Source organism: Streptomyces sp. NPDC047841 (assembly GCF_040704085.1).
GTDB classification, from domain to species: domain Bacteria; phylum Actinomycetota; class Actinomycetes; order Streptomycetales; family Streptomycetaceae; genus Streptomyces; species Streptomyces argyrophylli.
In genome coordinates this window covers 128,899-150,739 of the sequence record NZ_JBEYRP010000017.1, presented here as the reverse complement: position 1 = coordinate 150,739, position 21,841 = coordinate 128,899, and the positions used below count along the sequence as shown (strand labels likewise).

At 73.0% G+C, this 21,841-nt stretch carries 14 protein-coding genes and 2 pseudogenes; 9 read left to right on the top strand and 7 right to left on the bottom strand.

Going from position 1 to position 21,841, the window contains the following annotated elements:
* Window positions 1–5 precede the first annotated feature (5 nt).
* Window positions 6–653, bottom strand: a complete 648-nt coding sequence (locus AB0947_RS28405; protein ID WP_366753167.1) for a hypothetical protein — start codon at window positions 651–653, stop codon at window positions 6–8.
* Between the two features lie 60 nt (window positions 654–713).
* Between AB0947_RS28405 and AB0947_RS28400 the strand changes: the two genes are divergently transcribed.
* The 4 genes and pseudogenes from AB0947_RS28400 (at window position 714) to AB0947_RS28385 (ending at window position 4,626) form a co-directional block, all read left to right on the top strand.
* Window positions 714–1,628 carry a GNAT family N-acetyltransferase gene (locus AB0947_RS28400; protein ID WP_366753166.1) on the top strand — a complete coding sequence of 305 codons (915 nt, stop codon included), beginning with the start codon at window positions 714–716 and terminating at the stop codon, window positions 1,626–1,628.
* A gap of 186 nt (window positions 1,629–1,814) precedes the next feature.
* On the top strand, window positions 1,815–3,041 hold the full coding sequence (locus tag AB0947_RS28395) for a cytochrome P450 (RefSeq protein ID WP_366753165.1): 1,227 nt from the start codon (window positions 1,815–1,817) through the stop codon (window positions 3,039–3,041).
* Window positions 3,042–3,133: 92 nt separating this feature from the next.
* Window positions 3,134–3,576: pseudogene (locus AB0947_RS28390) on the top strand (NAD(P)-dependent oxidoreductase); the annotation flags it as partial.
* Window positions 3,577–4,023: 447 nt separating this feature from the next.
* Complete coding sequence (locus tag AB0947_RS28385) at window positions 4,024–4,626, top strand: sugar O-acetyltransferase (protein WP_366753164.1); 603 nt, start codon at window positions 4,024–4,026, stop codon at window positions 4,624–4,626.
* Window positions 4,627–4,668: 42 nt separating this feature from the next.
* Here AB0947_RS28385 and AB0947_RS28380 read toward each other — a convergent pair whose 3' ends face one another.
* Window positions 4,669–6,081: a fatty acid--CoA ligase family protein gene (locus tag AB0947_RS28380; RefSeq protein WP_366753163.1), complete on the bottom strand. Its 1,413-nt coding sequence runs from the start codon at window positions 6,079–6,081 to the stop codon at window positions 4,669–4,671.
* 344 nt (window positions 6,082–6,425) lie between these two features.
* On the opposite strand from AB0947_RS28380, the gene AB0947_RS28375 reads away from it, so the two are divergent.
* The 4 genes from AB0947_RS28375 to AB0947_RS28360 are packed head-to-tail and all read left to right on the top strand — an operon-like array spanning window position 6,426 to window position 11,934.
* Window positions 6,426–8,051, top strand: coding sequence for an NAD(P)-binding domain-containing protein (locus AB0947_RS28375; RefSeq protein WP_366753162.1), 1,626 nt, complete (start codon window positions 6,426–6,428; stop codon window positions 8,049–8,051).
* On the top strand, window positions 8,048–9,157 hold the full coding sequence (locus tag AB0947_RS28370; RefSeq protein WP_366753161.1) for an alpha-hydroxy acid oxidase: 1,110 nt from the start codon (window positions 8,048–8,050) through the stop codon (window positions 9,155–9,157). The genes AB0947_RS28375 and AB0947_RS28370 overlap by 4 nt, the downstream gene beginning before the upstream one ends.
* Complete coding sequence (locus AB0947_RS28365; protein ID WP_366753160.1) at window positions 9,154–10,614, top strand: cytochrome P450; 1,461 nt, start codon at window positions 9,154–9,156, stop codon at window positions 10,612–10,614. The genes AB0947_RS28370 and AB0947_RS28365 overlap by 4 nt, the downstream gene beginning before the upstream one ends.
* 42 nt (window positions 10,615–10,656) lie before the next feature.
* The gene (locus AB0947_RS28360; protein WP_366753159.1) at window positions 10,657–11,934 is read left to right on the top strand and encodes a cation:proton antiporter; all 1,278 of its coding nucleotides are present in this window, start codon (window positions 10,657–10,659) and stop codon (window positions 11,932–11,934) included.
* 175 nt (window positions 11,935–12,109) lie between these two features.
* On the opposite strand, the pseudogene AB0947_RS28355 reads toward AB0947_RS28360, so the two are convergent.
* The 3 genes and pseudogenes from AB0947_RS28355 to AB0947_RS28345 form a co-directional block, all read right to left on the bottom strand.
* Window positions 12,110–12,358, bottom strand: a pseudogene (locus AB0947_RS28355) (LLM class flavin-dependent oxidoreductase); the annotation flags it as partial.
* Between the two features lie 148 nt (window positions 12,359–12,506).
* A complete protein-coding gene (locus tag AB0947_RS28350; protein WP_366753158.1) occupies window positions 12,507–14,063 on the bottom strand; it encodes an ATP-binding SpoIIE family protein phosphatase in 1,557 nt (518 codons plus the stop codon).
* A gap of 74 nt (window positions 14,064–14,137) precedes the next feature.
* Window positions 14,138–15,388, bottom strand: a complete 1,251-nt coding sequence (locus tag AB0947_RS28345; RefSeq protein WP_366753157.1) for a PP2C family protein-serine/threonine phosphatase — start codon at window positions 15,386–15,388, stop codon at window positions 14,138–14,140.
* A gap of 214 nt (window positions 15,389–15,602) precedes the next feature.
* Between AB0947_RS28345 and AB0947_RS28340 the strand changes: the two genes are divergently transcribed.
* On the top strand, window positions 15,603–16,115 hold the full coding sequence (locus tag AB0947_RS28340) for a SpoIIE family protein phosphatase (RefSeq protein WP_366753156.1): 513 nt from the start codon (window positions 15,603–15,605) through the stop codon (window positions 16,113–16,115).
* On the opposite strand, the gene AB0947_RS28335 is transcribed toward AB0947_RS28340, so the two are convergent.
* Together AB0947_RS28335 and AB0947_RS28330 are read right to left on the bottom strand one after the other, a co-directional pair.
* Window positions 16,017–19,004 (bottom strand): glycoside hydrolase family 2 TIM barrel-domain containing protein, encoded by a 2,988-nt coding sequence (locus AB0947_RS28335; RefSeq protein WP_366753155.1) that lies wholly within the window; start codon window positions 19,002–19,004, stop codon window positions 16,017–16,019. The two genes, AB0947_RS28340 and AB0947_RS28335, sit on opposite strands and share 99 nt — an antisense overlap.
* Window positions 19,005–19,094: 90 nt before the next feature.
* Window positions 19,095–21,830 carry an alpha-mannosidase gene (locus tag AB0947_RS28330; protein WP_366753154.1) on the bottom strand — a complete coding sequence of 912 codons (2,736 nt, stop codon included), beginning with the start codon at window positions 21,828–21,830 and terminating at the stop codon, window positions 19,095–19,097.
* Window positions 21,831–21,841 lie beyond the last annotated feature (11 nt).

Sequence of the window (21,841 nt, the reverse complement as noted above, 5' to 3'; positions counted from 1 at the left end):
CGCGGTCACGCCTCCGGCGGCACCGGCCGGACCTCGGGGAAGGCGAGGCCGTGGGCACGGGTGACGGTCCCGCGTGGGCAGCCCGGCGTGATCGGGGACCGGTCGCAGGTCACCGTCCATGCCCGGCCGCGCCCCCGCATCCCGGGCAGTGCACCGTCCGGGCCGTCCACACGCCGGGCGCGGGGCGGCCGTGCCGCGGAACCGGCCCTCGTGCCGGACCTGCCAGGGCCCGGCCGGCGGCGTGAGCGGGGCGAGACCGGGAGGCCCGGCGCGGCCAGGGCGCCGAACACCGCTGTGAGGCCGGGGAGGAGGGCCTCGCCCGCCTCGGTCGGCGTACTCGCCACGCCGTTCGGCACTCCCGGCCCGGCCCCGTACCTCGGGGCCGCCGCCGCGACCGGCGGGTTCGGGATGCCGTGCCAGGCCGGCAGGGCCCGCGCGACGGCCGCCAGGGGAGCGGCGGCCGACCGGCTGACGGCGCCCGCGCCGAGGCGGTGCAGGACGGTGCGCAGGACGCGCTGCAGCCGCCGGTGCCGGCCCGCGGCCCGCCGGACCGACGGCGGAGCGGTGAGCCCCGCTTCGCCAGGGACCGCACCACGCGCCGGCAGCGGCCCGCTGCCGCAGCCGCCCTCGGGTACGCCCGGCCCGTTCGTCATGACACACAGTCTCCCGGCTCCCAACTGCCGCAGCCGCGGGACGACTTCTAAGGTGGTCAAGTGACAGCATTCAACATCCTTGACGACCACAGCGCCTGGCGGAAGGACTTTGAGCAGCGGCTCCACGCTCCGTACACGGCGGCCGGGTTCAGTCTGGCCGCGGCCCAGCGTCTGGTGGAGTACATCCGCGCCCGCATCGGCGACTGGACCGTCGCCGAGATCACGGACGCCGGGACCCGGGTGGGACACGTGGCCGTGGACGTGGCCGACGACCACGGCGTCCTCGTGGGCCACATCCAGGACCTCCGTGTCGACGCCCCCCACACCGGCCGGGGGTACGAGCAGGCGGCCCGGGACTGGGCCGAGGCGTGGTGCGCCGAGCGCGGCGCGCGCCGGCTGGGCATACGGCTCACCGAGCCCGCCGCTGACCTGTTCGGCGGTTACGGCGTCCGGGGCCAGCTCAGGGCGCGGAGCATCGGCCCGGCGCCCGAGCCGCTCCACGGTGTCACCGCGCGGCCGATGACCCCGGCCGAATACCCCGCCTGGCTCGACTCCGAGAAGGCCGCCTACGTCGCCGACATCGTCCGGTCGGGAGCCATGAGCCGGGAGGAGGCCGCGCGCAAGGCCGACCGGGACTTCGGGAACCTGCTGCCCCAGGGCCTGGACACGCCCGACAACAGCGTCCTGGTGCTGGAAGCGGCCGGCGAGCCGATCGGCAGCGGGTGGTTGAAGCACGGACACCTGCCGGGGGTGACGTACGGCTACTCGCTGTACGTCGCGGAGCGGCACCGCGGCAAGGGGTACGGGCGGGCCGCGATGGCGGCCGGCGAACAGGTCGCGCTCGCGGCCGGTGACTCGATGCTGATGTTCACCGTGTGGGGCGGCAACGAGGTGGCCATGAACCTGTACACGAGCGCGGGATACCGGATCGTGGAGGAATCGCGCACCCTCGACCTCCCCCAGGGCGCGGCCTGACCCGACGCGGCGAGGCCCCGCCTTCGGCCCGAGCCGTGGGCGAGGGCGGGGCCCGTCTCCGCCCCGCCAGGCATCCGCAAGGGAACCGCCCCCGCCGGGGAATCCGGGTATACGGCGAATCTGGGTATACAGCACTAGAAACCGGCAAACGCATACATACGGTCGCTGCCTGTTCCGGGAGGCACGATGAGCCAGCAGCCAGTCCTTCTCCCTTACGCCGACCCGGCCTTCGTGGCGGACCCCTTCCCCCTCTACCGCCGCCTCCGCGAGGAGGGTCCCGTCCGCCGCGCGATCATCGCCGGCGGCCTGGACGCCTGGCTGGTCACCCGCTACGAGGACGGACTCGCCGCCCTGTCCGACCCCCGGCTGAGCAGCGATGTCCGAGACGCCTCGGACCCCCGCCTCATCGCACAGCTGCCCGCGTTCGAGCGCGAGTCGATGATGAGCACCATGCTGCGCTCCGATCCGCCCGACCACACCCGGCTGCGCCGCCTGGTGGCGAAGGCGTTCACGGCGCGCCGGGTCGCCGAGCTGCGGCCCCGGGTCCAGGAGATCACCGACCGGCTCCTCGAAGCGGTGCTCCCGGCCGGCCGGGCGGAACTCGTGGCGGACTTCGCGCTGCCCCTGCCGGTCACCGTCATCGGCGAACTGCTGGGCGTGCCGGTGGACGAACGGCACGACTTCCAGCGGTGGACCGACGCCATGCTCGTCCGCGGGGAGGAGGCGCCCGACCCGCTCGTGGTCGACGAGGCGTGGCGCCGGATGCGCGCCTACGTGACGCAGCACCTCGCAGCCAAGCGAGCCCGGCCGGGGGACGACCTCCTCAGCGCGCTGATCGACGCCCACGACCAGGAGCAGCGGCTGAGTCACGACGAACTGATCGCCATGACGTTCCTGCTGCTGGTGGCGGGCTACGTCACGACGGTCAACCTGATCGCCGGCGGCATCGCCGCGCTGCTCACCCACCCCGACCAGCTCACCCTCCTGCGGAATCGTCCGGAGCTGCTGCCGGACGCGATCGAGGAGTTCCTGCGCCACGACGGCCCGGTCAGTCCGGGCATCGCCCGTTTCGCACGCGAGGACGTCGAGATCGCCGGCGTGACCGTCCCGCGCGGCGCGACCGTGCTCGTCGCGTCCGCCATCGCCGACCGTGACCCGGCGCGGTTCCCGGACCCCGACCGGCTGGACATCACCCGGCGGGACAACGGCCACCTGGCCTTCGGGCACGGCATCCACTACTGCCTGGGCGCGCCGCTGGCCCGGCTGGAGGGCCGGGTCGCCATCGGGACGGTCCTGCGCCGCCTGCCTGACCTGGCCCTGGCCGTGCCGCCGGCGGAGCTCACCTGGCGTCCCGGCGGCCTCCGCGGCCCGGCGCGGCTGCCCGTCACGTTCGCCCCCGGCGGCCTGCGCTGAACACCGCCGGCCGCCCCTCGCCACCGCGGTCACCCCGAGGCGCGTGGCTTGGTTGGATGGGCCCCTCGGCCCCGTGCCCCGACGCCGTCACGCACGTGCCGCAAAGGCGGCTGTTCGTCGAGGCGGACCCGGTCAGCCCGCACGTGCCGTTGCTGCCCGGCACCACCACCTCGTCGGCGCCGAGACCCTGGCGCTCATGAAGGACGACGCCCTGCTGATCAATTCCAGCCGGGGCGGTCTCGTGGACACCGACGCCCTCCTGGAGGCGCTGCGTGCCGGGCGGCTGAGGGGCGTCGGGCTCGACGTGTACGAGGAGGAGGCCGGCGTGTTCTTCCTGGACAAGTCGCTCGAGGTGATGACCGACGAACGCCTCGCGAGGCTCATGACCTTCAGCAACGTGCTGGTCACCTCGCACCAGGCGTACTTCACCAGGGACGCGGTCGGCCGGATCGCCGAGACCACGGTGGCCGGCATCGAGGACTGCTTCGCGGGCCGTACCAGCGACAACACCCTGGTGCGGCCCGTGACGGCGTGACACACGGTCTGGGCCGTGCGCGGATTTGGCCCCCGCTGGTCCGCCGCCCCGGGAGTGGCGGACCAGCGCCTGCGAAGACGCCGTCGCGGGGTGAAACGGAACCTACGCTTCCAGTGCTCCGCGACGGAAGACCTGCGGATGTGGTCCGCCTCACACGTGTCCAACGGACCTGCGCGAGACGCGCTGACCTGCGGAAACCCAAGCGATCACGGATTCGGGCACGCGGGCACTGCTCGTCCCGCCAGGCGATGAGGACGAGAGGCAGGCTGCCCACGGCGGCTGCCCACGGCGACGAACTCCTTCTCCGTCGGCCGGGTGCCGACGCGAGCAACATCCCCCAGGAGGTGGTCACCAAAGCTCGGCTGAACGAAGATGGCCACCGGTGGACACGAGGCGCCTGGGACGCCGGGCCCGTGCCTGAGGGCTGGACGAGGGGAGCGTTCCGCGGTGACGCAGGCTCATGAGGACGAAGTGCTGGCCCGGATCACGAAGGGGCTGGTCTACACCGAGTCGGAAGCGGCCTTCCAGGCCCCTCGGCGCCGCACCGAGGAGATCTTCGAGTACAACCACACACCTCCGGGCCGGACGGACAGGCGCCGTGCGCTGCTCCTCGCGATCTTCGGCTCGGTCGGTGAACGCACGGTGCTGCTGCCGCCGTTCCACGCGGGGTTCGGCAGCAACGTCCACATCGGCGACGACTTCTTCGGCAACGTGAACCTGACGTTCGTCGACGACGTGGACATCCGCATAGGCGACGGTGTCATGATCGCCCCCAGCGTCACCCTGACCACGACGGGGCACCCGGTGCACCCGGCGCGACGCGCCGACTTCGGCCGGTTCTCGGAACCGATCGTGATCGAGGACAAGGTCTGGATCGGCAGCAACGCGGTGGTCCTGCCGGGCGTCCGCATCGGATACGGCTCGGTCATCGGCGCCGGCAGCGTCGTCAGCCGCGACATCCCCCCGATGAGCGTCGCGGTCGGAACCCCGTGCCGGGTGGTCCGCCCGATCACGGAGGAGGACCTCACCACACGCACGGCCGGGCCTTAGGCCCTGCGGCGGCCGTCGGCGTCCGGCGGCGCTTCGTCCCCGTCAGCGCCCCGGCACCAGGGCGCGCAACGCCGCCTTGTCCGGCTTGCCGCTCGGGGCGACGGGAACCTCGGTGATGCCGACGACGCCGACCGGGACGCACGCCTCGCCGAGTTCCCGGGCCACCAGCTCGCGCAGCGCGTCCGGGTCGGGCACGCTCCCGGCTCGCGGGACGACGAAGGCGTGGATCGCCTCGCCGGTCCGGTCGTCCGGGACTCCGACGACGTACGCCTGGTCGACGTCGGGATGGGAGGCCAGCACCCGCTCGACGGGGCCCGCGTAGTGGATGACGGCGTTGACGATGACGATGTCGCGCGTGCGCCCGGACAGCCGCAGATACCCCCGCGCGTCGAGCCGTCCGAGGTCCCGGGTCCGGACCCAGCCGTCCCGCAGGACCTCCGCGGTCTCCCGGGGGTCCTCCCAGTAGCCGCTGAACGCGTCCGCCAGCCGGACCCACACCTCGCCCGTCCGGCCCGTGGGGAGGTCCCGTCCGTCAGCGTCCCGCACGGCCATCTCGACGGTGTCGAGCGGGCGTCCGACGCTGTCGGCGAGCCCGGGATCGGCCGCCAGCTCCTCCGGTTCGAGGACGGTCAGCATGCCCGTCTCCGTCTGGCCGTAGGCGTGGTGGACCACCGGCCCCAGCAGCTCCGCCGCCTCGGTGAGCCGGTGCGGGGCGAGCGGGGAGCCGGCCACGACGAGGGCGCGCAGGCTGCTCGTGTCCACGGCCCGCTCGCGCACGGCGTCGAGGATGCCGTACAGGCGCGGCACCGTCGTCATGCAGGCGGTGACGCGGTGCTCGGCGAAGACCTCGGGGAACCGCAGGGGCTGGTCCGGGATGACCGCGGTGCCTCCGCCGAGCAGCGACAGGCAGAGGTGTTCGAACATGACGGCGCTGCTGAGTGTGCCGAAGAGCAGGAAGCGTGCGTACCGCGCGGCGAGGCGCCGGGTGCGGTCGGTCCAGCGGGCGGGTTGCAGGGCCCAGTCCTCCGACAGCGCGCCGTAGGTCACCATCGTGCCCTTGGGCCGGCCGGTGCTGCCGCTGGTCAGGTGGATGACGCCGATGCCGTCCCGGTCGCCCCGGGCGGTGAGGTCGCCGAGACCGGGCGTGACGGGTGCCGGGGCCCATGACGCGCCGCCGGTGTCCAGCAGCGGGACGTCGCCCGCCTGAGTGGCCAGTTCCGGCCGGCTCGCGGCGTCGTCCGTCACGACGGCGTCGATGTCGCGGGCGAGGATGTCGCGCAGGTGCTCGCGGGTCAGCCCGGGACGCAGCGCCACCACCTGGCAGCCGACGACATGGGCCGCCACGCGGACGGCGAACGCCTCCGGCGTGACACCGGTGTCCAGGGCCACGCGGGATCCGGCGGTCAGCCCCGCACCGCGCAGACCTCCCACGAACCCGGCGATCAGCGCGAGCACCTGCCCCCGGTGACCGCGCGTCCCCCGTACTCGAGAGCGGGCAGGTCCGGAGCGTCGCGGAAGGCGTCGACGAGCGCTTGCGGAAAGACTTCCCCGGGCTTTTCGTCCACTTCGTCTCCACTCCGGACCGGAAATCGACGTAAAGGCAGTGTGAATGACTGGAAAACGACCATGCGGGGTGTGCTCGGCGTACTCCGTCCGCCAATCACGCCTTCACGTTAACCGACAGGAGAAATCCGCCGCCCCGAGAGGTGTGTGACCTACATCACGCGGGGCTGGGGTGGCTCCGTGCTTTAACCGTCAAGTACCGTCTTTCCCGCCCCCACGGAAGGCAGGAGAAGGCCATGTCTGATTTAGGACAGGTTGACTATCTCGTCATCGGCGGCGGCCCCGCGGGCCTCCAGGCCGGTTACTTCCTCCAGAAGAGCGGCAGAGATTACCTCATCGTGGAAGAAGGCGACGCTCCGGGCGCTTTCTTCACCCGCTTCCCCAGACACCGGACCCTGATTTCCTCCAACAAGGTGCACACCGGTTGGAGCGATCCCGAGATGCGGCTGCGCGTCGACTGGAACTCCTTGCTCTCGGACGAGGGCCCGCTGTTCACGGCGTACTCGCCCCGGTATTTCCCGCCGGCCGACGACATGGTCCGGTACCTGGCGGACTTCGCGCGGGCGCACGCGTTGCGCATCCGCTACCACACCCGTGTCACCCGGGTCTCCCGGCCCGGCGGTGACCTCTTCACGGCGACCGACGGGAGTGGCAACGTTGTCCGGGCCCGGCGCGTCATCGTCGCCACCGGCGTCTCGAGGCCGTACGTGCCGCCCATCGAGGGCGCCGAGGAGGCCGAGCACTACGACCAGGTGTCCGTGGACCCCGCCGAATTCACCGACAAGCGGGTACTGATCATCGGGCGGGGGAATTCGGCTTTCGAGACCGCCGACAATCTCATCGAGACCGCCGCCGTCATCCACGTCGCCGGACCCGGCTCCCTCAAACTCGCCTGGCGCACCCATTTCGTCGGACATCTCCGGGCCGTCAACAACAACTTCCTGGACACCTACCAGCTCAAGTCGCAGAACGCCGTACTGGACGGTGACATCCTGCGCATAGCACGGAAGCCCGACGGCACCTATGTCGTGAGTGTCAAATTCGCGCGCGTCGCGGAAGTGGTCAAGGACATCCCGTACGACCGGGTCATTCTGGCCACCGGATTCCGGTTCGACGCCTCGATCTTCGACGACGACTGCCGTCCCGGCCTCGTCATCAAGGACCGCTTCCCGCAGCTCACCGATGCCTGGGAATCGGTGAACGTGCCCGATCTGTATTTCGCCGGCACCATCACCCAGTCCCTGGACTTCAAGAAGTCCACCAGCGGCTTCATCCACGGGTTCCGGTACGGCGTGAAGGCGCTGCACCGCATCCTGGAGCGCCGCTACCACGACCGGCCATGGCCCCACACCACCCTGCCCGCCGCCGCGGGCCCCGTGGCCGACGCGGTCATCGGGCGGGTCAACCGCACCTCGGCCCTGTGGCAGATGTTCGGATTCCTCGGCGACGCGGTGCTGGTCGGCACCGAAGGGGAGGTCCGCTACTGCGAGGAGATCCCGGTGGCGCACCTGCACGAGGCCGCCGCCCGGGGCGAGTTCGGCAATCCGTCCTCCTACTTCACCGTCACGCTGGAGTACGGCGCCGACCACGACCGGGTCGACCCCTTCGACATCACCGTCAGCAGGACGCCCCAGCAGGACACCAGCGGTCTCGACGCGCGCTATCTGCACCCGGTGGTACGGCAGTTCCGGCCCGACGGCAGCGGCAAGCCGGTCGCCGAGCACCACATCACGGAGAACCTGGAGAACGAGTGGGACAACCCCGACGTCCACGTCGGCCCGCTGCGTTCGTTCCTCGCGTCCCGGCTGTCCGCCGGGGACGACCTCCCGGCCGGCGAGGAACTCGCCGCGCCCCGGGCATGACCGGCCCGCACGCCGGCCCGCCGCACGGTCCAGCCGAGTCGGCACGCGAAAGGCTCGGTCCCGAGCACTACGACTACTTCGCCGGCGGCGCGGGCGAGGAGACGGCGCTCAGGGACAACGAGGACGCCTTCGGCCGGCTGGCCCTGCTCCCCCGGGTGCTGCGGGGCGGCGCCGGCCGCGACACCCGGGTGAGCGTGCTGGGCCGGTCATGGCCGGCACCGCTCTTCGTCTCGCCCACCGCCTTCCACCGTCTCGCCCACCCCGACGGCGAGGCGGCCACCGCCCGCGCCGCCGCGGCGACCGGCACCCCGCTGGTCACCGGCATGGCCGCCACCACCGCCGTCGCGGAAGTCGTCACCGCGGCCCGCGAGGCGGACCCGGACGCGGTGGTCTGGTTCCAGCTGTACCTGCAACCGGAGCACGAGGTCACCGCCGAGCTGGTGCACCGGGCCGAACGCGCGGGGTGCTCCGCCCTCGTCGTCACCGTCGACTCACCCGTCTTCGGCACGCGCACCCGGGACCTGCGCAACGGCTTCCACGACCTGCCGCCCGGTCTCGCGGCGGAGAACATGCGGGACCTGCCCGGTGCCGCACCCGGCGCCACCCGCGACATCGCCATGTGGCCGGCCGGCTGGGACGACCTGGGGCGGCTGCGCGAGCTGACCGGCCTGCCCCTCGTCCTGAAGGGCGTCCTGCACCCCGAGGACGCGCGGCTCGCCGTCGAGCACGGCGTCGACGCGCTGGTCGTGTCCAACCACGGGGGACGGCAGCTCGACGCCGCTCCCGCGTCGGTCGAGGCACTTCCGGCCGTCGCCGAGGCCGTCGCCGGACGGGTGCCGGTCCTGATGGACGGGGGAGTGCGCCGGGGCGGCGACATCGCCCTGGCCCTCGCCCTCGGGGCCCGGGCCGTCGGTGTGGGCCGCCCCGTGCTGTGGGCCCTGGCCACGGGCGGCGAGGCCGGCGTACGGGAGGCGCTGACGGCCCTGCGCGAGGACTTCGACCAGGTGCTCGCCCTCTGCGGCGGGCACCGCCCGCAGGACCTCACGGCCGACCAGGTGGTCCCGCGCGGACTCCCGTACCGGACCCGCCAAGGAGGACCCGCATGATGAGCAGGAGAACGGCGGCGGCCCTGGCCGCGGGTGGTGCGCTGCTGCTGACCTCCCCGGCCTGGCTGCCCGGCAAGGTCGTCGCACTGCGCACGAAGGTCTTCGCCCGCGTCAACGGCGACGAGGGCATGCTCCTGCCCGACGCCGTCTTCGGCCCCGACCGCTTCCAGGAGGTCTACGGCCACCCGGCCGCCGGGGGCCGCAGCAAGGGCGCGGCACTGTCCGACCTGTTCTGGTACTGGCTCGCGCCCGGCGCCGACATCCACCAGGAGCACCTGGAGGCCGGACCCCGCTACGACGAGGTCGCCCGCCGGACGCTCGCCATCCTCTCCGGCCCGTCGGCGGAACTGTACGAGGCCGCCGCACGGCACACCCGGCAGGCCCTGGACGCCGCGGCCACCGGCCGCGTCCAGGCGGTGCGGCTGCGCGACGTGATGATGCCGGTGTGGGCCGGGTTCTTCTACGGCCTCGTCTTCAAGGAACCCTGTCCGGCCGAGGCCCGGCGGCTGATCGTCGCCCACGCCGAGGACGTCGTCAACGCCCTCAAGTGCACCCGTCCGCGCCGCATGCGCCGCAGGAACCGGCTCACCCGCTACCTGCTGCGCCGCCTGGCGGCCGGTGACGTACCGCATGAGCTGCCCGCCGGCCTGACCCGCCGCCAGCAGGCGTACTACCTCCAGGGCACCTTCTTCAACACCGCCGTCGTCCAGATGTCCGAGGCGATGGCCCACCTGCTGCTGGTCCTGGCCCAGCACCCGGAGGTCCAGGACCGGGTGGCGGCCGCACCCGACGACGACCGCTACCTGACCCATGTCATGAACGAGACGTTCCGCCTCTACCCGCTGTTCGGGGTGGCCCACCGGATCACCACCGCGGACATCGCCCTCGACGGTCTGCCCACGATCCCGGCGGGCACCGTCCTGACCTTCAGCTACCCCGACTACCACGCCACCGGATATCCCGACCCCGAACGCTTCGACCCCGGACGCTGGGCGGCGCTCTCCGCGAGGGACGCCCACCACATCCCCTTCGGTGTGGCCACCAACCGGCCCTGCCCCGCGTGGCGCCTCGCACCCGTCGTCATGCGCGCCGCGACCCGCGAGGTGCTGGCCCGGTACGTGCTCGACTCGCCCGTCCGCCACACCCGCTCCATCCCGCACCGCGCTCCCTGCCTGCTCCTGCCCCGGGACCGGCCGGTCCCGGAGCGCCGGCGACGCGTCCTGCGCACGGCACTGACCGTCCGCGACCGCGCCGAGGACGTCGGACGGAGCCTGCTGCAACTGCTCTTCGGCACCTGGATGGTGCTCGACGCCCGTCGCACCACCCCCGCCGCGACGTACTTCGCCCGGCACGACACCGAGGGCCGCCCGCTGGACGGCGACCACGGCTCGCCCGGCACCGCGGCGGGACCCGCACAGGCCGCGGCCACCTGCCCCTACACCGGCCGGAGCGCCTGACAGCGGCAACCCCCCATACGTCTCCTCACCAAGGAGTCACCGTTGTCGACCACCGAGATGGGCCCGGCGTTCTTCCTCGCCGCGGCCGTCATCCTCACCGCGTGCCGCCTCGTCAGCCGGCTGCTGCGCCCGCTCGGCCAGCCACCGGTCGTCGGCGAGATGGTCGCCGGCGTGGCCCTCGGCCCCTCCGTCCTCGGCCTCCTCTCGCCCGGCCTGGAGAAGGCCGTCTTCCCGGACGAGATCCGTCCCGTGCTGTACGTGGCGGGACAGGTCGGCCTCGTCGTGTTCATGTTCCTGTCCGGATACGAGTTCCGAACCGACCGGCTGCGGTCGGTGGGCCGCACCGCGGTGCCCGTCTCGGCGGCCGGCATCACCGTGCCGCTCGTGCTGGGCGCGGGACTGGCCTGGGCGGCGCACGACACGGTGGACCTCTACCCGGACGGGATCTCGCCCACGGTGGGCGCGCTGTTCGTCGGCGTCACCGTGGCGATCACCGCCTTCCCGATGATGGCCCGGATCATCACCGAACGCGGGCTGACGAACACCCGCTTCGGATCGGTCTCCCTGGCCGCGGGCGCGCTCGACGACGCCGTGGCGTGGGTCCTGCTCGCCGGGGTGCTCAGCATGGCGGGCAGCGGTGCGGACACCTTCCTGCGCGCCGTGATCGGCACGGCCGGGCTCGCCGTGTTCCTCGGCGTCTTCCTCCGTGTCCGGCCCCGGGCCCTCGAACGGGCCCGGCGGCTGACCGAGGACCACATGCTGCTGGTCACCGTCCTGCTGTTGTTCCTGGCCGCGTGGTACACCGACCGCATCGGCCTGTACGCCGTGTTCGGAGCCTTCAGCCTCGGTGTCGCCTTCCCCCGCGACCCGGTGGTGACGCGCGCGGTGGAGGCCGTTGCACCGGTCAGCCGGATCGTGTTCCTGCCCCTGTTCTTCGCCTACTCCGGCCTCAACACGGACTTCACGCTGCTGTCCGACGGCAGGATGTTGCTGTTCACCGTGGCCTGCGTGGCGGTGGCGATCATCAGCAAGTTCGGTGCGTGCTGGGCCGCGGCCCGCCTGCTGGGCGAGCCGCAGGCCGTCGCCGTCCGCGTCGGCACCCTGATGAACGCGCGCGGCCTGATGCAGCTCATCGCCATCAACGTGGGCCTGTCCGCGGGCATCGCCTCCCCCGCCCTCTTCGGCGTCCTCGTGATCGTCGCCCTGGTGACCACGGTGATGACGGCCCCGCTGCTGGCCCTGCTGGACCACCGGGACCAGAGCCGACGGCCGCGCGAAGCTCCCCTGGCGGGGATGACACCGACCGCGAGGGAACCATGACGCCGTCCGGGGTCCGCTGCCGGGTGCGGGGCCGCCTGGACGGAGGTGTTCGACGCCGACGGCGAGGATCCGGACCGCCCTGGGCCTGTCCTGACCTCGCGCGTCCCCTCCCCGTGAGCCGGTCCGCCGGGACGGCCCGCCGCTCTCCTTCGGGCGGCTGATCAGAGCACCGGCGGTCCTCGACCGGACCGCCCAGCCCGGCGGCGAAGATCCCCCGGCCGCCGCCGAGGTGGTCCAGGGTGGCCACCTGGCGGGCCAGTCGTGCCGGGCGGTAACGGGGGAGCGGGGTCAGCAGGGTGCCCAGCCGGATGCGGGAGGCCGCCGGCGCGGCCGCCGTCATCAGCGTCAGGGATATCCGAAGGGACGCCCCGTCGCGGAAGTCGGCGAAGTCACCGAAGTCCGGGATGTACGCGGAGAAGCGCATCCCGGCAGGATGCGCAGCGGGCCGTGACGGGGCGATCGCATCGCCGACGTGGCCGCGGCGGCGGTCCGGCGCTCGCAGGCGTCGGCGGACTGGTGCCGTGCCTCCCTCACGGACACGGTCCTCATCGGTCGCCCGGACGGCGGCCTCATCAGGGGGCGGGCTCCGGCGGGCCGTGACCCCCGGCATGGTCCTCGTCCGGCGTCCCGGGTGTTCCGAGGTGTTGTTCCGCCCACACGGTCTTGCCGTGGGCGTGCTGGCGGGTGCCCCAGCTCCGGGTGAGCTGGGCGACGATGAACAGTCCGCGTCCGCTCTCGTCGAAGGTGCGGGCCCACCGCAGGTGCGGGGAGGTGCTGCTGTTGTCGGAGACTTCGCAGATCAGCCCCGTGCCCTGGCGGATCAGGCGCAACCGCACCGGAGGCCCGGCATGGCGGACGGCGTTGGTGACGAGTTCGCTGACGATCAGTTCCGTGGTGGCGACGGCCTCCTCAAGGCCCCACTCGGTCAGCTTCTCCGCGACGTGCCGGCGGGCCTCGGACGCGGAGGCGAGGCCGGCCGGGAGCTCCCAGGTGGCGACGTCGTCGCTGCCGAGCCTGCGGGTGCGGGCGGCGAGCACACCGGCGTGGGCGGGACGCTCACCGGACAGCAGCGTGTCGAGCGCGGCCTGGCAGACGGCAGTCAGGCTCGGCTGGGATCCGAGGTCCGCCAGGGGCGGCGCGGTCGCGCCGGTCCCGGCTGCCGGGCCGGGCGTTCCGGGGGCGTGTCCGCACAGCAGGAGCACACTGCCCTCGGGGAGACGGACCTCCGTGGCCTCCACGGGCGGCCGCGCGTGTCCGAGCGGTGGGCTGGCCGGAAGCTCGACCGTGGTGACGGCGCCGTCGGGCCCGATGACGGTCGGCGCCGGAGATCCGGCGCCGGCGAGAGCGCAACAGCCGGAGACGGGGTCGTACACCGCGTACAGGCAGCTCACGGTCATCTCCGGCGCGCCCGCGCGGTGCCGGCCCGCGGGGCCGGCGGGACGCAGCCGGGTGAGCACGTGTTCCAGGCGGGTGAGGAGTTCCTCCGGTTGCAGGTCCACGTCGGCCAGCGTGCGTACCGCGGCGCGCAGTTCGGCGGTGACGGCGGGCGTGGCGCTCCCGTCCTCGACGGAGCCGGCGACGAGCGCGACGCGGGCACCCGGCAGCGGTATGGCGTCGAGCCAGTAGGCCTGGGCGCCGGCCGTGCCGTCGGCGGGCGTGCAGCGAGCGGCCAGTTCCACCGCCGCGGGGTGCGGCAGGAGGTCCAGCCGCAGATCGGTCGCCGGGGGCGGAGTGCCAGGGACCGCGCTGCGGGCGGACGCCACGGGCCGCTTCCCGGGGACGGAAGCAGAGCGGTGGGGACGCAGCCGCGCCTTGCAGACGACGAGGCTCAGGACGAGGGACAGCACGGCCGCGGAGATCACGACCGTTCGGCCGCCGCCCGAGACCCCCTGGATCGCGAAGCCGTAGACGGCCACGCTGGCGGCCAGCGTCGCCATCCCGACCGTGAGGGTGGTGCGGACGGAAAGCAGCGCGGCGGCCACCAGGGGTGCCGGCAGGGAGTAGGCGGACCAGCGGACCAGGCCGCCCGCCGACGCGCCCAGCTGGACCGCGCAGGCCGCGCACAGGTAGACGGCGAGCAGCGAGCCGGGGTGCCACAGCAGGCGGCGTACGGCGGCCGTCCGTGTCACGGTCCCTTCCGGACCGGCGCTGTGCAGGGGGCACACAGCGGGCGGGGGGCCGTCGCCGCTGGTCGTGTCGCCGGTCATGCGGTCGCCTCCGGTGCGGGTCCCGCGACAGCCGTCGGGACGTGGCAGAAGTGGGCGGGGGAGTGCACGGCCACCATGGCGAGGTCGTCGTCCAGATGCCGCCCCGCATACCTCTTCAGGTCCTGGCCGATGTCATGGAGAAGACCGCGCGGACACTGCCACGCCCAGCCGGCGGCGCGTTCGAGGACGGGGTAGAAGCTCCCGGTGGCATCGCGGGCTTCGATGAGCCCGTCGGTGTAGAGCAGCAAGGTGTCTCCTGGCGCGAACGCGAAGGTGGAGAGGGGGAATTCCTCCGCCGTGCTCCCGGCCAGGCCGAGCGGCGGAGCGGGACGGGTCACACGCAGGGCGGTCACGGGGCCGCGCCGGTTCACCAGGGGCGGGGGATGTCCGCAGCTGACGATCCGGACGGTCTCCTCTCCGTCGGGAAGTTCGGCCAGCAGGGCCGTGATGAAGCGCTCGGCGCTGTCGGGCGCGAGCTCGGCCATCTCGTCCAGGTGCCGGCGGACACTGCGTTCCAGGGCGGCCGCCAGTTCCGGGAGGGTCTCGTGCTGGTGGGCCGCCTCGCGGAACGCGCCGAGCAGGGCGGAGGCGTCCTCCAGGGCCGGGAGACCTCTGCCGCGGACGTCGCCTATGAGGATGCGGGTCGCGCGGCCGGTGCGGGCGGCGGCGTACAGGTCACCGCCCACCTGGGCGTGCGCGGTGGCCGCCCGGTACGCCGACGCGACGAGCAAGGAGCCCAGCCTGCGGGGGAGGGGCCGCAGCAGGACCCGCTGGGCCGCCTCGGCCACGGTCCGCACCTGCGTGAGTTCCCTCAGGTCGCGATCGTGCAGGGCGCGAGCAGCGATCACCGAGGCGGAGACGGACAGCAGGGCGCCGATGTGAATGGGCAGCAGGGGTGAACGCAGCAGCCCGTCGTGCCGGTCGATGAGGACGACGGCCGCACTGGCGATCAGCGCTATGGCGACCGTGTACCGGGTCCGCGCGACCGCCGCGGTGCAGGTGGGGGCGGCCACGAGGAGGGGGGAGAGGTGCACGGCCAGGGGGGCGAAGGACGCCGCGAGGGTGATGACCGCGATCAGCAGGAGGGGAAGGGCCGCCTGGGCTCGGACACCGCTCGCGAGGGGTCTTCCGGCATTCGTGGGGCCGAGCCGGGACCGGCTTGCCCACCGGTGCCGAAGTCCCCGCGACCCGTGGCCCTCCGCGTCCTCGGGATCTGGTGCCGGGACACCGCGGGAAGGAGATTTCATGGGGGTCCTATGAGAGGTCGAACCTCATCAGCGCCGGGGGTTCCCCGGCGACGCGACGCAGACGCTCCGACGGAAGTGGATCATAGGCCCGCCGTCCTAACCGGATTCATGCCGCATTATCACCGTAATGCGCGAAATGGTTTCCGTTATGCGGAATCAAATGTGCGACACCCGAAGGGCGCGAGTCAAGCGGCTATAGCATCAAGGCCCCGTCATGACAAGACCGTACGCATTCGTGGTCACCCTGTGCTCGGCCGGACACGTGCCGGTCATCGCCCGGCCCCCTGACGGGCCCGCCCACCGGCTGCCGGCACCGGTCGGTGTGCCGCTGGGCGTCAACGCACCGTCCGGCGCCGCGGTGCCGTTCGAGGAGACGACCCAGCCGCTGCCGCCGGGCAGCACCGTCGCGCTCTACACCGACGGACTGGTCGAAAGGCCCGGCACCGACATCGAGGCACAGATCGATGTCCTCGCCCACACCCTCGATGGCGTGTTGCGGAACGCTCCCTGCGGTCCGGACGCCCTGGACGCCACCGCGGCCCACCTGCTCGGCAGCCTCATCCCGGACACGGCCACGCACGACGACGACGTGACGCTGCTCCTCCTCGGCGTGCCCGAGCCGCAGGAGTCACCCGGTTCGGCGGTCCGCCGTGATGCGCAGCCGGATCGTGCGGGCCTCGGGGCGCAGCGCGAACGCGGGCCGCACGTCCGGTCCGCAGGAGCGTGAACCGAGTCCGTGCTGGGCCGCATCGATGATCAGGTGGCTCGTCGTCGAGGCGGGAAGCTCGAACGGGTGCCCGGCCCGTGCGGTCTGCCGGGGGGTGTGGCGGCTGAGGGTGAACCCCGGACGACGTCCGGACCTGTCCGGGACCGCCTCGACGTGCAGCACCTCGGTGCCGCCGCTCAGCAGTGTCAACCGGCGCAGTCCGGAACGGTGCCCGGTCTCCTGGGGGCGCGCGTAGCCGGCCGAGAGGTCGCCGATATCCGCGGTGAAGCGGCCCGTGCGCGCCGCGCGCAGACTGTCGGGGTAGGACTCGAAGGGGCCGAGACCGAACCACTCGGCGCCGTCGACCGGAGCCGTGCCGTCGGGAAAGCCGAAACGGATCCCGATCCGGGGCCACACCGTCCGCCAACCCCTCGACGGCTCGACCTCCACGAGCAGTTCCAGACCGTCGGCCCCGAGGGACCAGACAGACTCCACCGTCACCGACGGGGCGGAGCCCGCCGCTGCGACCTTGTCGATCGTGCGCAGGGACCGCGCGGCCTGCTCCACGCGGACCCGCCGTGTCATGAGCCGGTCGAGACCGTCGCGGCGCCACAGATCGGCGTGGGAGACACCGGCCACGGCGGCGTCACTGTCCTCGACCCGGTCGGACGCGCTCTCGTCGTTGTCGGTCGGTGCCCGGAACAGTTCCAGCCGCGGGCCCGTCACGGCGCGCCCGGCCAGCCGGACGAGGGACCCGTCGGCGAACTCGGCGATCCCCAGCGTCAGGGTTCCCCCTCCCGGCCGCCAGTCGGTCCGGGGCCGGGCCGCCGGCACGGTACGGGGAGCCGATGCGTCCCGCTGGGCCGTCGCTACCACGTGTCCCTCGGGCGCCCAGGCCGTTCCGGCCGCCAGCACCGCGTCGACCGTCAGCCATGTCTCGGCGTCCGGCGACACACGGACCGGAGGCAACGGCACCCGCGCCGAGCCGCCCGGTCCGACGACGGGGACCTCCAGGACCCCGCTGTCCACGGGCGAGCCGTCGTGCTCGACCCGCCAGCGGAAACGCAGGTCGGAGGTGTCCGCGGAGTGCCGCAGGTTCGTGACCGTGACGCCGTCGTCGCCGAAGCCGAAGCGGATCGGCTGCGCGACCGCCTTGAACTCGTGGAGGCCGGGCGTCGGCACGTCGTCGCTGAGCAGCATCCCGTCCATCACGAAGTTGCCGTCGTGCACCACCTCCCCGAAGTCGCCGCCGTAGGCGTAGTACGGTGTCCCGTCCGGGGCGCCGGCCAGGATGCCGTGGTCGCGCCACTCCCAGACGAAACCGCCGTGCACGCGCGGGTACGCGTGCACCAGTGCCTCGTACTCGTCGAGCCCTCCCGGCCCGTTGCCCATCGCGTGCGCGTACTCGCACAGCAGGAACGGCTTGGCACGCTGACGGGCACTCTGGGCCGGGGTGCAGTGCGCCAGCGCCGAACGGGCCCCGTCGGCGCCGATCTGCTCGATCTCCGGCACCGATGCGTACATGCGGGAGTAGACGTCGGTGTACTCGCCGGTGTGGTCGCCCTCGTAGTGCACGGGGCGTCCGGTGTCGCGGGCGTGCACCCACGCCGACATGGCGGCGAGGTTGCTGCCCGTCCCCGCCTCGTTGCCGAGCGACCAGATCACGACGCTGGGGTGGTTCTTGTCCCGTTCGACGGTGCGCTCGATCCGGTCGAGGAGCGCCTCGCGCCACGCCGGGTCGTCGGAGGGATTGCCGGCCCAGCCGGCGTCCTCGAAGCCGTGCGTCTCCAGATCGCATTCGAGGACGACCCAGAACCCGAGTTCGTCGGCGAGGTCGAGCAGCCTCGGGTGCGGCGGGTAGTGGCTGGTGCGGATGGCGTTCACGTTGAACCGCTTCATGCGGGCCAGGTCCGCCCGGGCGTGCTCCTCGTCGAAGACGCGCCCGCGCTCGGGATGCGCCTCGTGGCGGTTCATCCCGTGGAACACGACGCGGCGGCCGTTGACCAGGAACCGGTCGCCGCTGATCTCGACCGTGCGGAACCCCACCCGCAGGGAGACGGTCTCGGCGGCCGTCGACACGGTGGCGTCGTACAGGCGCGGTCGTTCGGCCGACCAGGGCTCCACGCCGGCGACGTCCAGGGGGGCCACGTCGGCGGGCGTCGCCCAGACCCGCTCCACGCCGAGTTCCGGGATGCGCAGGGTGACCGGGAAGGCCGCCGCCTCGGCCGTGACCTCGGGATCGACGCGTCCGCGCCCGTCGTCGAACCCGGTGCGCAACCAGACGTCCTCGACGCCCCCGGCAGGCCGGGCGATCACGGTGACGTCCCTGAAGATGCCCGGCAGCCACCACTGGTCCTGGTCCTCCAGGTAACTGCCCGCCGACCACTGGTGCACCCGTACGGCGACGACGTTGTCGCCCGGGCGCACCACCGAGGTGACGTCGAACTCGTGGGCGAGCCGGCTGCCGCTTGCGCTGCCGATCTCCACGCCGTTCACCCACACCCGGAAGAACGACTCGACCCCGTCGAACCGCAGCACGACGCACTCGGCGTCCGACCAGTCGGCGGGCAGGCCGAAGTGGCGCCGGTAGTCGCCGGTGGGGTTCTCGTCCGGCACGTGGGGCGGGTCGAGCGGGAAGGGGTAGCGGATGTTGGTGTAGACGGGCCGGCCGTAGGCTCCGTCGCCCTGGAGCACCCAGTGGGAGGGGACCGGGATGCTGTCCCAGCCGCGGTCGTCGAAGTCCTCGGCCGCGAAGTCCTCGGCCTGCGACGCCGTGGGCGACAGACGGAACCGCCACGGCCCGTCGAGTGACAGGGAGGGAGCGTCGGAGTGCAGCCACGACCGCGCGGGACGCAACGCCCCGCGTCCGGGGGCCAGGTCCGGGACAGGGGTGGGAAGTCTGGAAGGCAAGGGGTCACAACTCTTTCTCGTGAGCGAGTGAGTGCGTGAGCGAGTGAGCCACTGGGCGACCGGGCGTGTTCCAGCGCCCGCGGCGACCGGTCAGCGCACCCTGACGGTGCGGATCTCCCACGGGGCGAGGCCGAGTCCGAGCCCGTCGCGCACCGGCGTCTCGGACAGGGGCCTGCCCAGCAGGTCGACCGTGGTGGCTTCCGTGAACGGGCCGGTGACGCGGACGTGCGTCCCGCTGTCGCTCATCGCCGTCAGCCGGATCTCGGTACCGCTGCCGGTTCCGTGACCGGCGTCGGTGACCCGGCGAACGGCCGAGACGAGGACGTTCGCGCCGTCGACGTGGATGCCGGTCGCGTCGGGGGGCAGTCCGCCCCCGGCGGGGCCGGTCCCGCGGGTCACGAGTACGTCGTTGCGGAACTCCTCGGCGCGCGCGACCGCTCCGGCACCCGCCCAGCCGGCCGCCGAGGGCAGCACCGCGAAACGGTTCTCGATGCGCATGCCCAGGTCCTGCGCACCCGGTGCCGGGATCTCGCTCGCCGCGGGCTCGTCACGGAGAGGATGGATGTTGACGCTGATCGAGCCGATGGCACGCAGCAGGGTGAGGGCGAGTTCGGAGCCGCCGTCGACGAGTTCGTACTCACCGGAGTGGGCGAGCAGCACGTGCGCGGCGCCGGCCGACACGAAGGAACTCGCGGGGAACGTCGGGATCGGGTACTCGCCCCAGCCGCCCTCGGCGCTGAGCCCGCGTTCGGTGACGGCGAACTGCCCGGCCGAGGCCGACGTGTCCACTGGTTCGGGCAGCGGCACGTGGAAGCGCAGCCGGTGGTCGGCGCACTGGTTGAGGAACGCGGTGGAGACACGGACGAACGGCTCCCCGGCGCGCACCTCCACCAGCGTCTCGACCGGCGTCGGCACGGTCCGCGCGCTGCGCACGTCACGGTCGCAAGACAGCTCCGCAGGCCACTCGTAGACGCGGGTGACACGCACGCGCGCACGCAGCGGGCCGCTCTCGAGCAGCTCGGAGCCGACCTCGGCGGGCTCCGAGACGAGCACGTCCCGGGCCGGGGGAGCGTAGTTGTAACTGTCGCCGCGGTCTCCGCCGTCGACGAGCCGCCCGACCCCGTTCAGCACGGTGCCGTCGGCCCCGGTCACGTTCAACGTGCCGTCGTCGGCGACCACGACCTCGACCAGCCCGTTCGACAGGGCGCGGTCCGTCGCCGTCGCCGGGGCGGGTGCCGCCGCGGGGGCGGCGGTCCGGTCGCCCGGCGCGACCCGGAAGCTCGCCAGCCCGCAGGCGGGGACGTGCACGGGCACCAGCGCGGTGGCACGCGCCTCCTGAAGCGTCAGCACCCGCCACTCACCCGGATGCGCGGCAGCGGCGGCGGCGACGTCCCGGCGCAGGACGAGCAGGTCGAACGGTCCGCCCGCCGGCACCTCGGCGAGGTGGAAGACGAGCGACCCCGGGGTGAGTTCGTAGTGGTCGATCAGCAGGCCGAAGAGTTCCCGGCGGTGGATCCGGCGCAGCACGCGTTCGAGCTGCGAGGCGTCCACGCGCTCGTCGCTGAGCACGGTCGGGGCCTCGCAGACCAGTTGCACGGGGTGTTCGCGGCCGTCCGCGGTGGTGGCGACCAGAGCGGTTCCCCCAGGCGGGGCCGCGACCTGCACCTCGACCAACGCCTCGCGGGGGAACGGCAGCGGATTGGCGACCAGATGGCCGTCGCCCGGCACCAGGGCGGCGGGCTCGGCGAGAGCCGCGTCCCGGACGGCACGCGCGATCTGCGCGGCTTCGGCGAGCCGGGCTTCGACCTGGGTACAGGTCTCGTCGGTGCCGGAGCCGACCACCGAGTCGTGCGCCGTCGACTCGATGATCTTGTGCCAGGCGAGCGAGAGGAACGGCGAGTCGTCCCGCCGGGACCACAGCGCGTTCACCCGCTCGGCGTGGTCGATGGTGCGCTCGGCCACGGCCATCCGCTGCTTGAGGCCGAGCCGGACGGACAGCACGCCGGGCAGGATGTTCCCGCGCACATGGCTGCGCAGCTCACCGGTGACGACGGTGGCCGCCTCGTCGCGCACGTGCTCGCGGACGTACTCGTCGAGCGTGGCGAGGGTGATGGCGCGGTCCGGTCCGGCCGCGCGCCGCAGCCAGGCCGCGAGCCGCGGGTCGGGCGCGGTGTGATCGGTGCCGGCCATCGCCAGCACCGGGTCCTCGCCCCACCGGTGGGCCGTCATCTCCGTGTACTCGCCGAGCGCGCGGCCGATCCGGTCGGGTACCAGCAGCAGGTCCAGGCCGTTGTCGTAGCCGTCGAAGAGGAACTCGGTGCGCACCTCGGAGCCGTCGGGAGCGCGCCAGCGGAAGGCGTGGCCTTCGACGGCACCGGGCACACCACGCCACAGCGCCGCGTGTTCGATGCCGGCGCGGGCCAGGATCTGCGGCATCTGCGCGATGTGGCCGAACATGTCCGGCAGATAGCCGATGGGCATCGCCCCGCCCAGGCCCTCCGCGGCCGCCCACCCGAGCTGGAGGTTGCGGACGATGGTCTCGCCGGAGCAGAGGAACTCGTCGAGAAGGATCAGCCACGGTCCGATGGCGAGCCGGCCCTCGGCGACCAGGGCCGCGAGACGATCGCGGTTCTCGGGACGCATCTGGAGGTAGTCCTCGACCGCGGCCATCTGACCGTCGACGGTGAACCGGAACTCCGGGTCGGCCTCGGCCGTCTCCAGCACGGTGTCGAGGGCGGTGACGAGCCGGTGCCGGAACACCTGGAAGGGCTCGTACCACTCGCGGTCCCAGTGGAAGTGGGGCACGAACACGGCCTCATGGGACATGGCGGCGGACA

What these genes read in the sequence shown, in the direction of transcription:
- AB0947_RS28405 (WP_366753167.1), bottom strand. Translation starts at nt 653, where the DNA reads ATGACGAACGGGCCGGGCGTACCCGAGGGCGGCTGCGGCAGCGGGCCG.
- AB0947_RS28395 (WP_366753165.1), top strand. Translation starts at nt 1,815, where the DNA reads ATGAGCCAGCAGCCAGTCCTTCTCCCTTACGCCGACCCGGCCTTCGTG.
- AB0947_RS28375 (WP_366753162.1), top strand. Translation starts at nt 6,426, where the DNA reads ATGTCTGATTTAGGACAGGTTGACTATCTCGTCATCGGCGGCGGCCCC.
- AB0947_RS28370 (WP_366753161.1), top strand. Translation starts at nt 8,048, where the DNA reads ATGACCGGCCCGCACGCCGGCCCGCCGCACGGTCCAGCCGAGTCGGCA.
- AB0947_RS28365 (WP_366753160.1), top strand. Translation starts at nt 9,154, where the DNA reads ATGATGAGCAGGAGAACGGCGGCGGCCCTGGCCGCGGGTGGTGCGCTG.
- AB0947_RS28345 (WP_366753157.1), bottom strand. Translation starts at nt 15,388, where the DNA reads ATGAAATCTCCTTCCCGCGGTGTCCCGGCACCAGATCCCGAGGACGCG.
- AB0947_RS28340 (WP_366753156.1), top strand. Translation starts at nt 15,603, where the DNA reads ATGACAAGACCGTACGCATTCGTGGTCACCCTGTGCTCGGCCGGACAC.
- AB0947_RS28330 (WP_366753154.1), bottom strand. Translation starts at nt 21,830, where the DNA reads ATGTCCCATGAGGCCGTGTTCGTGCCCCACTTCCACTGGGACCGCGAG.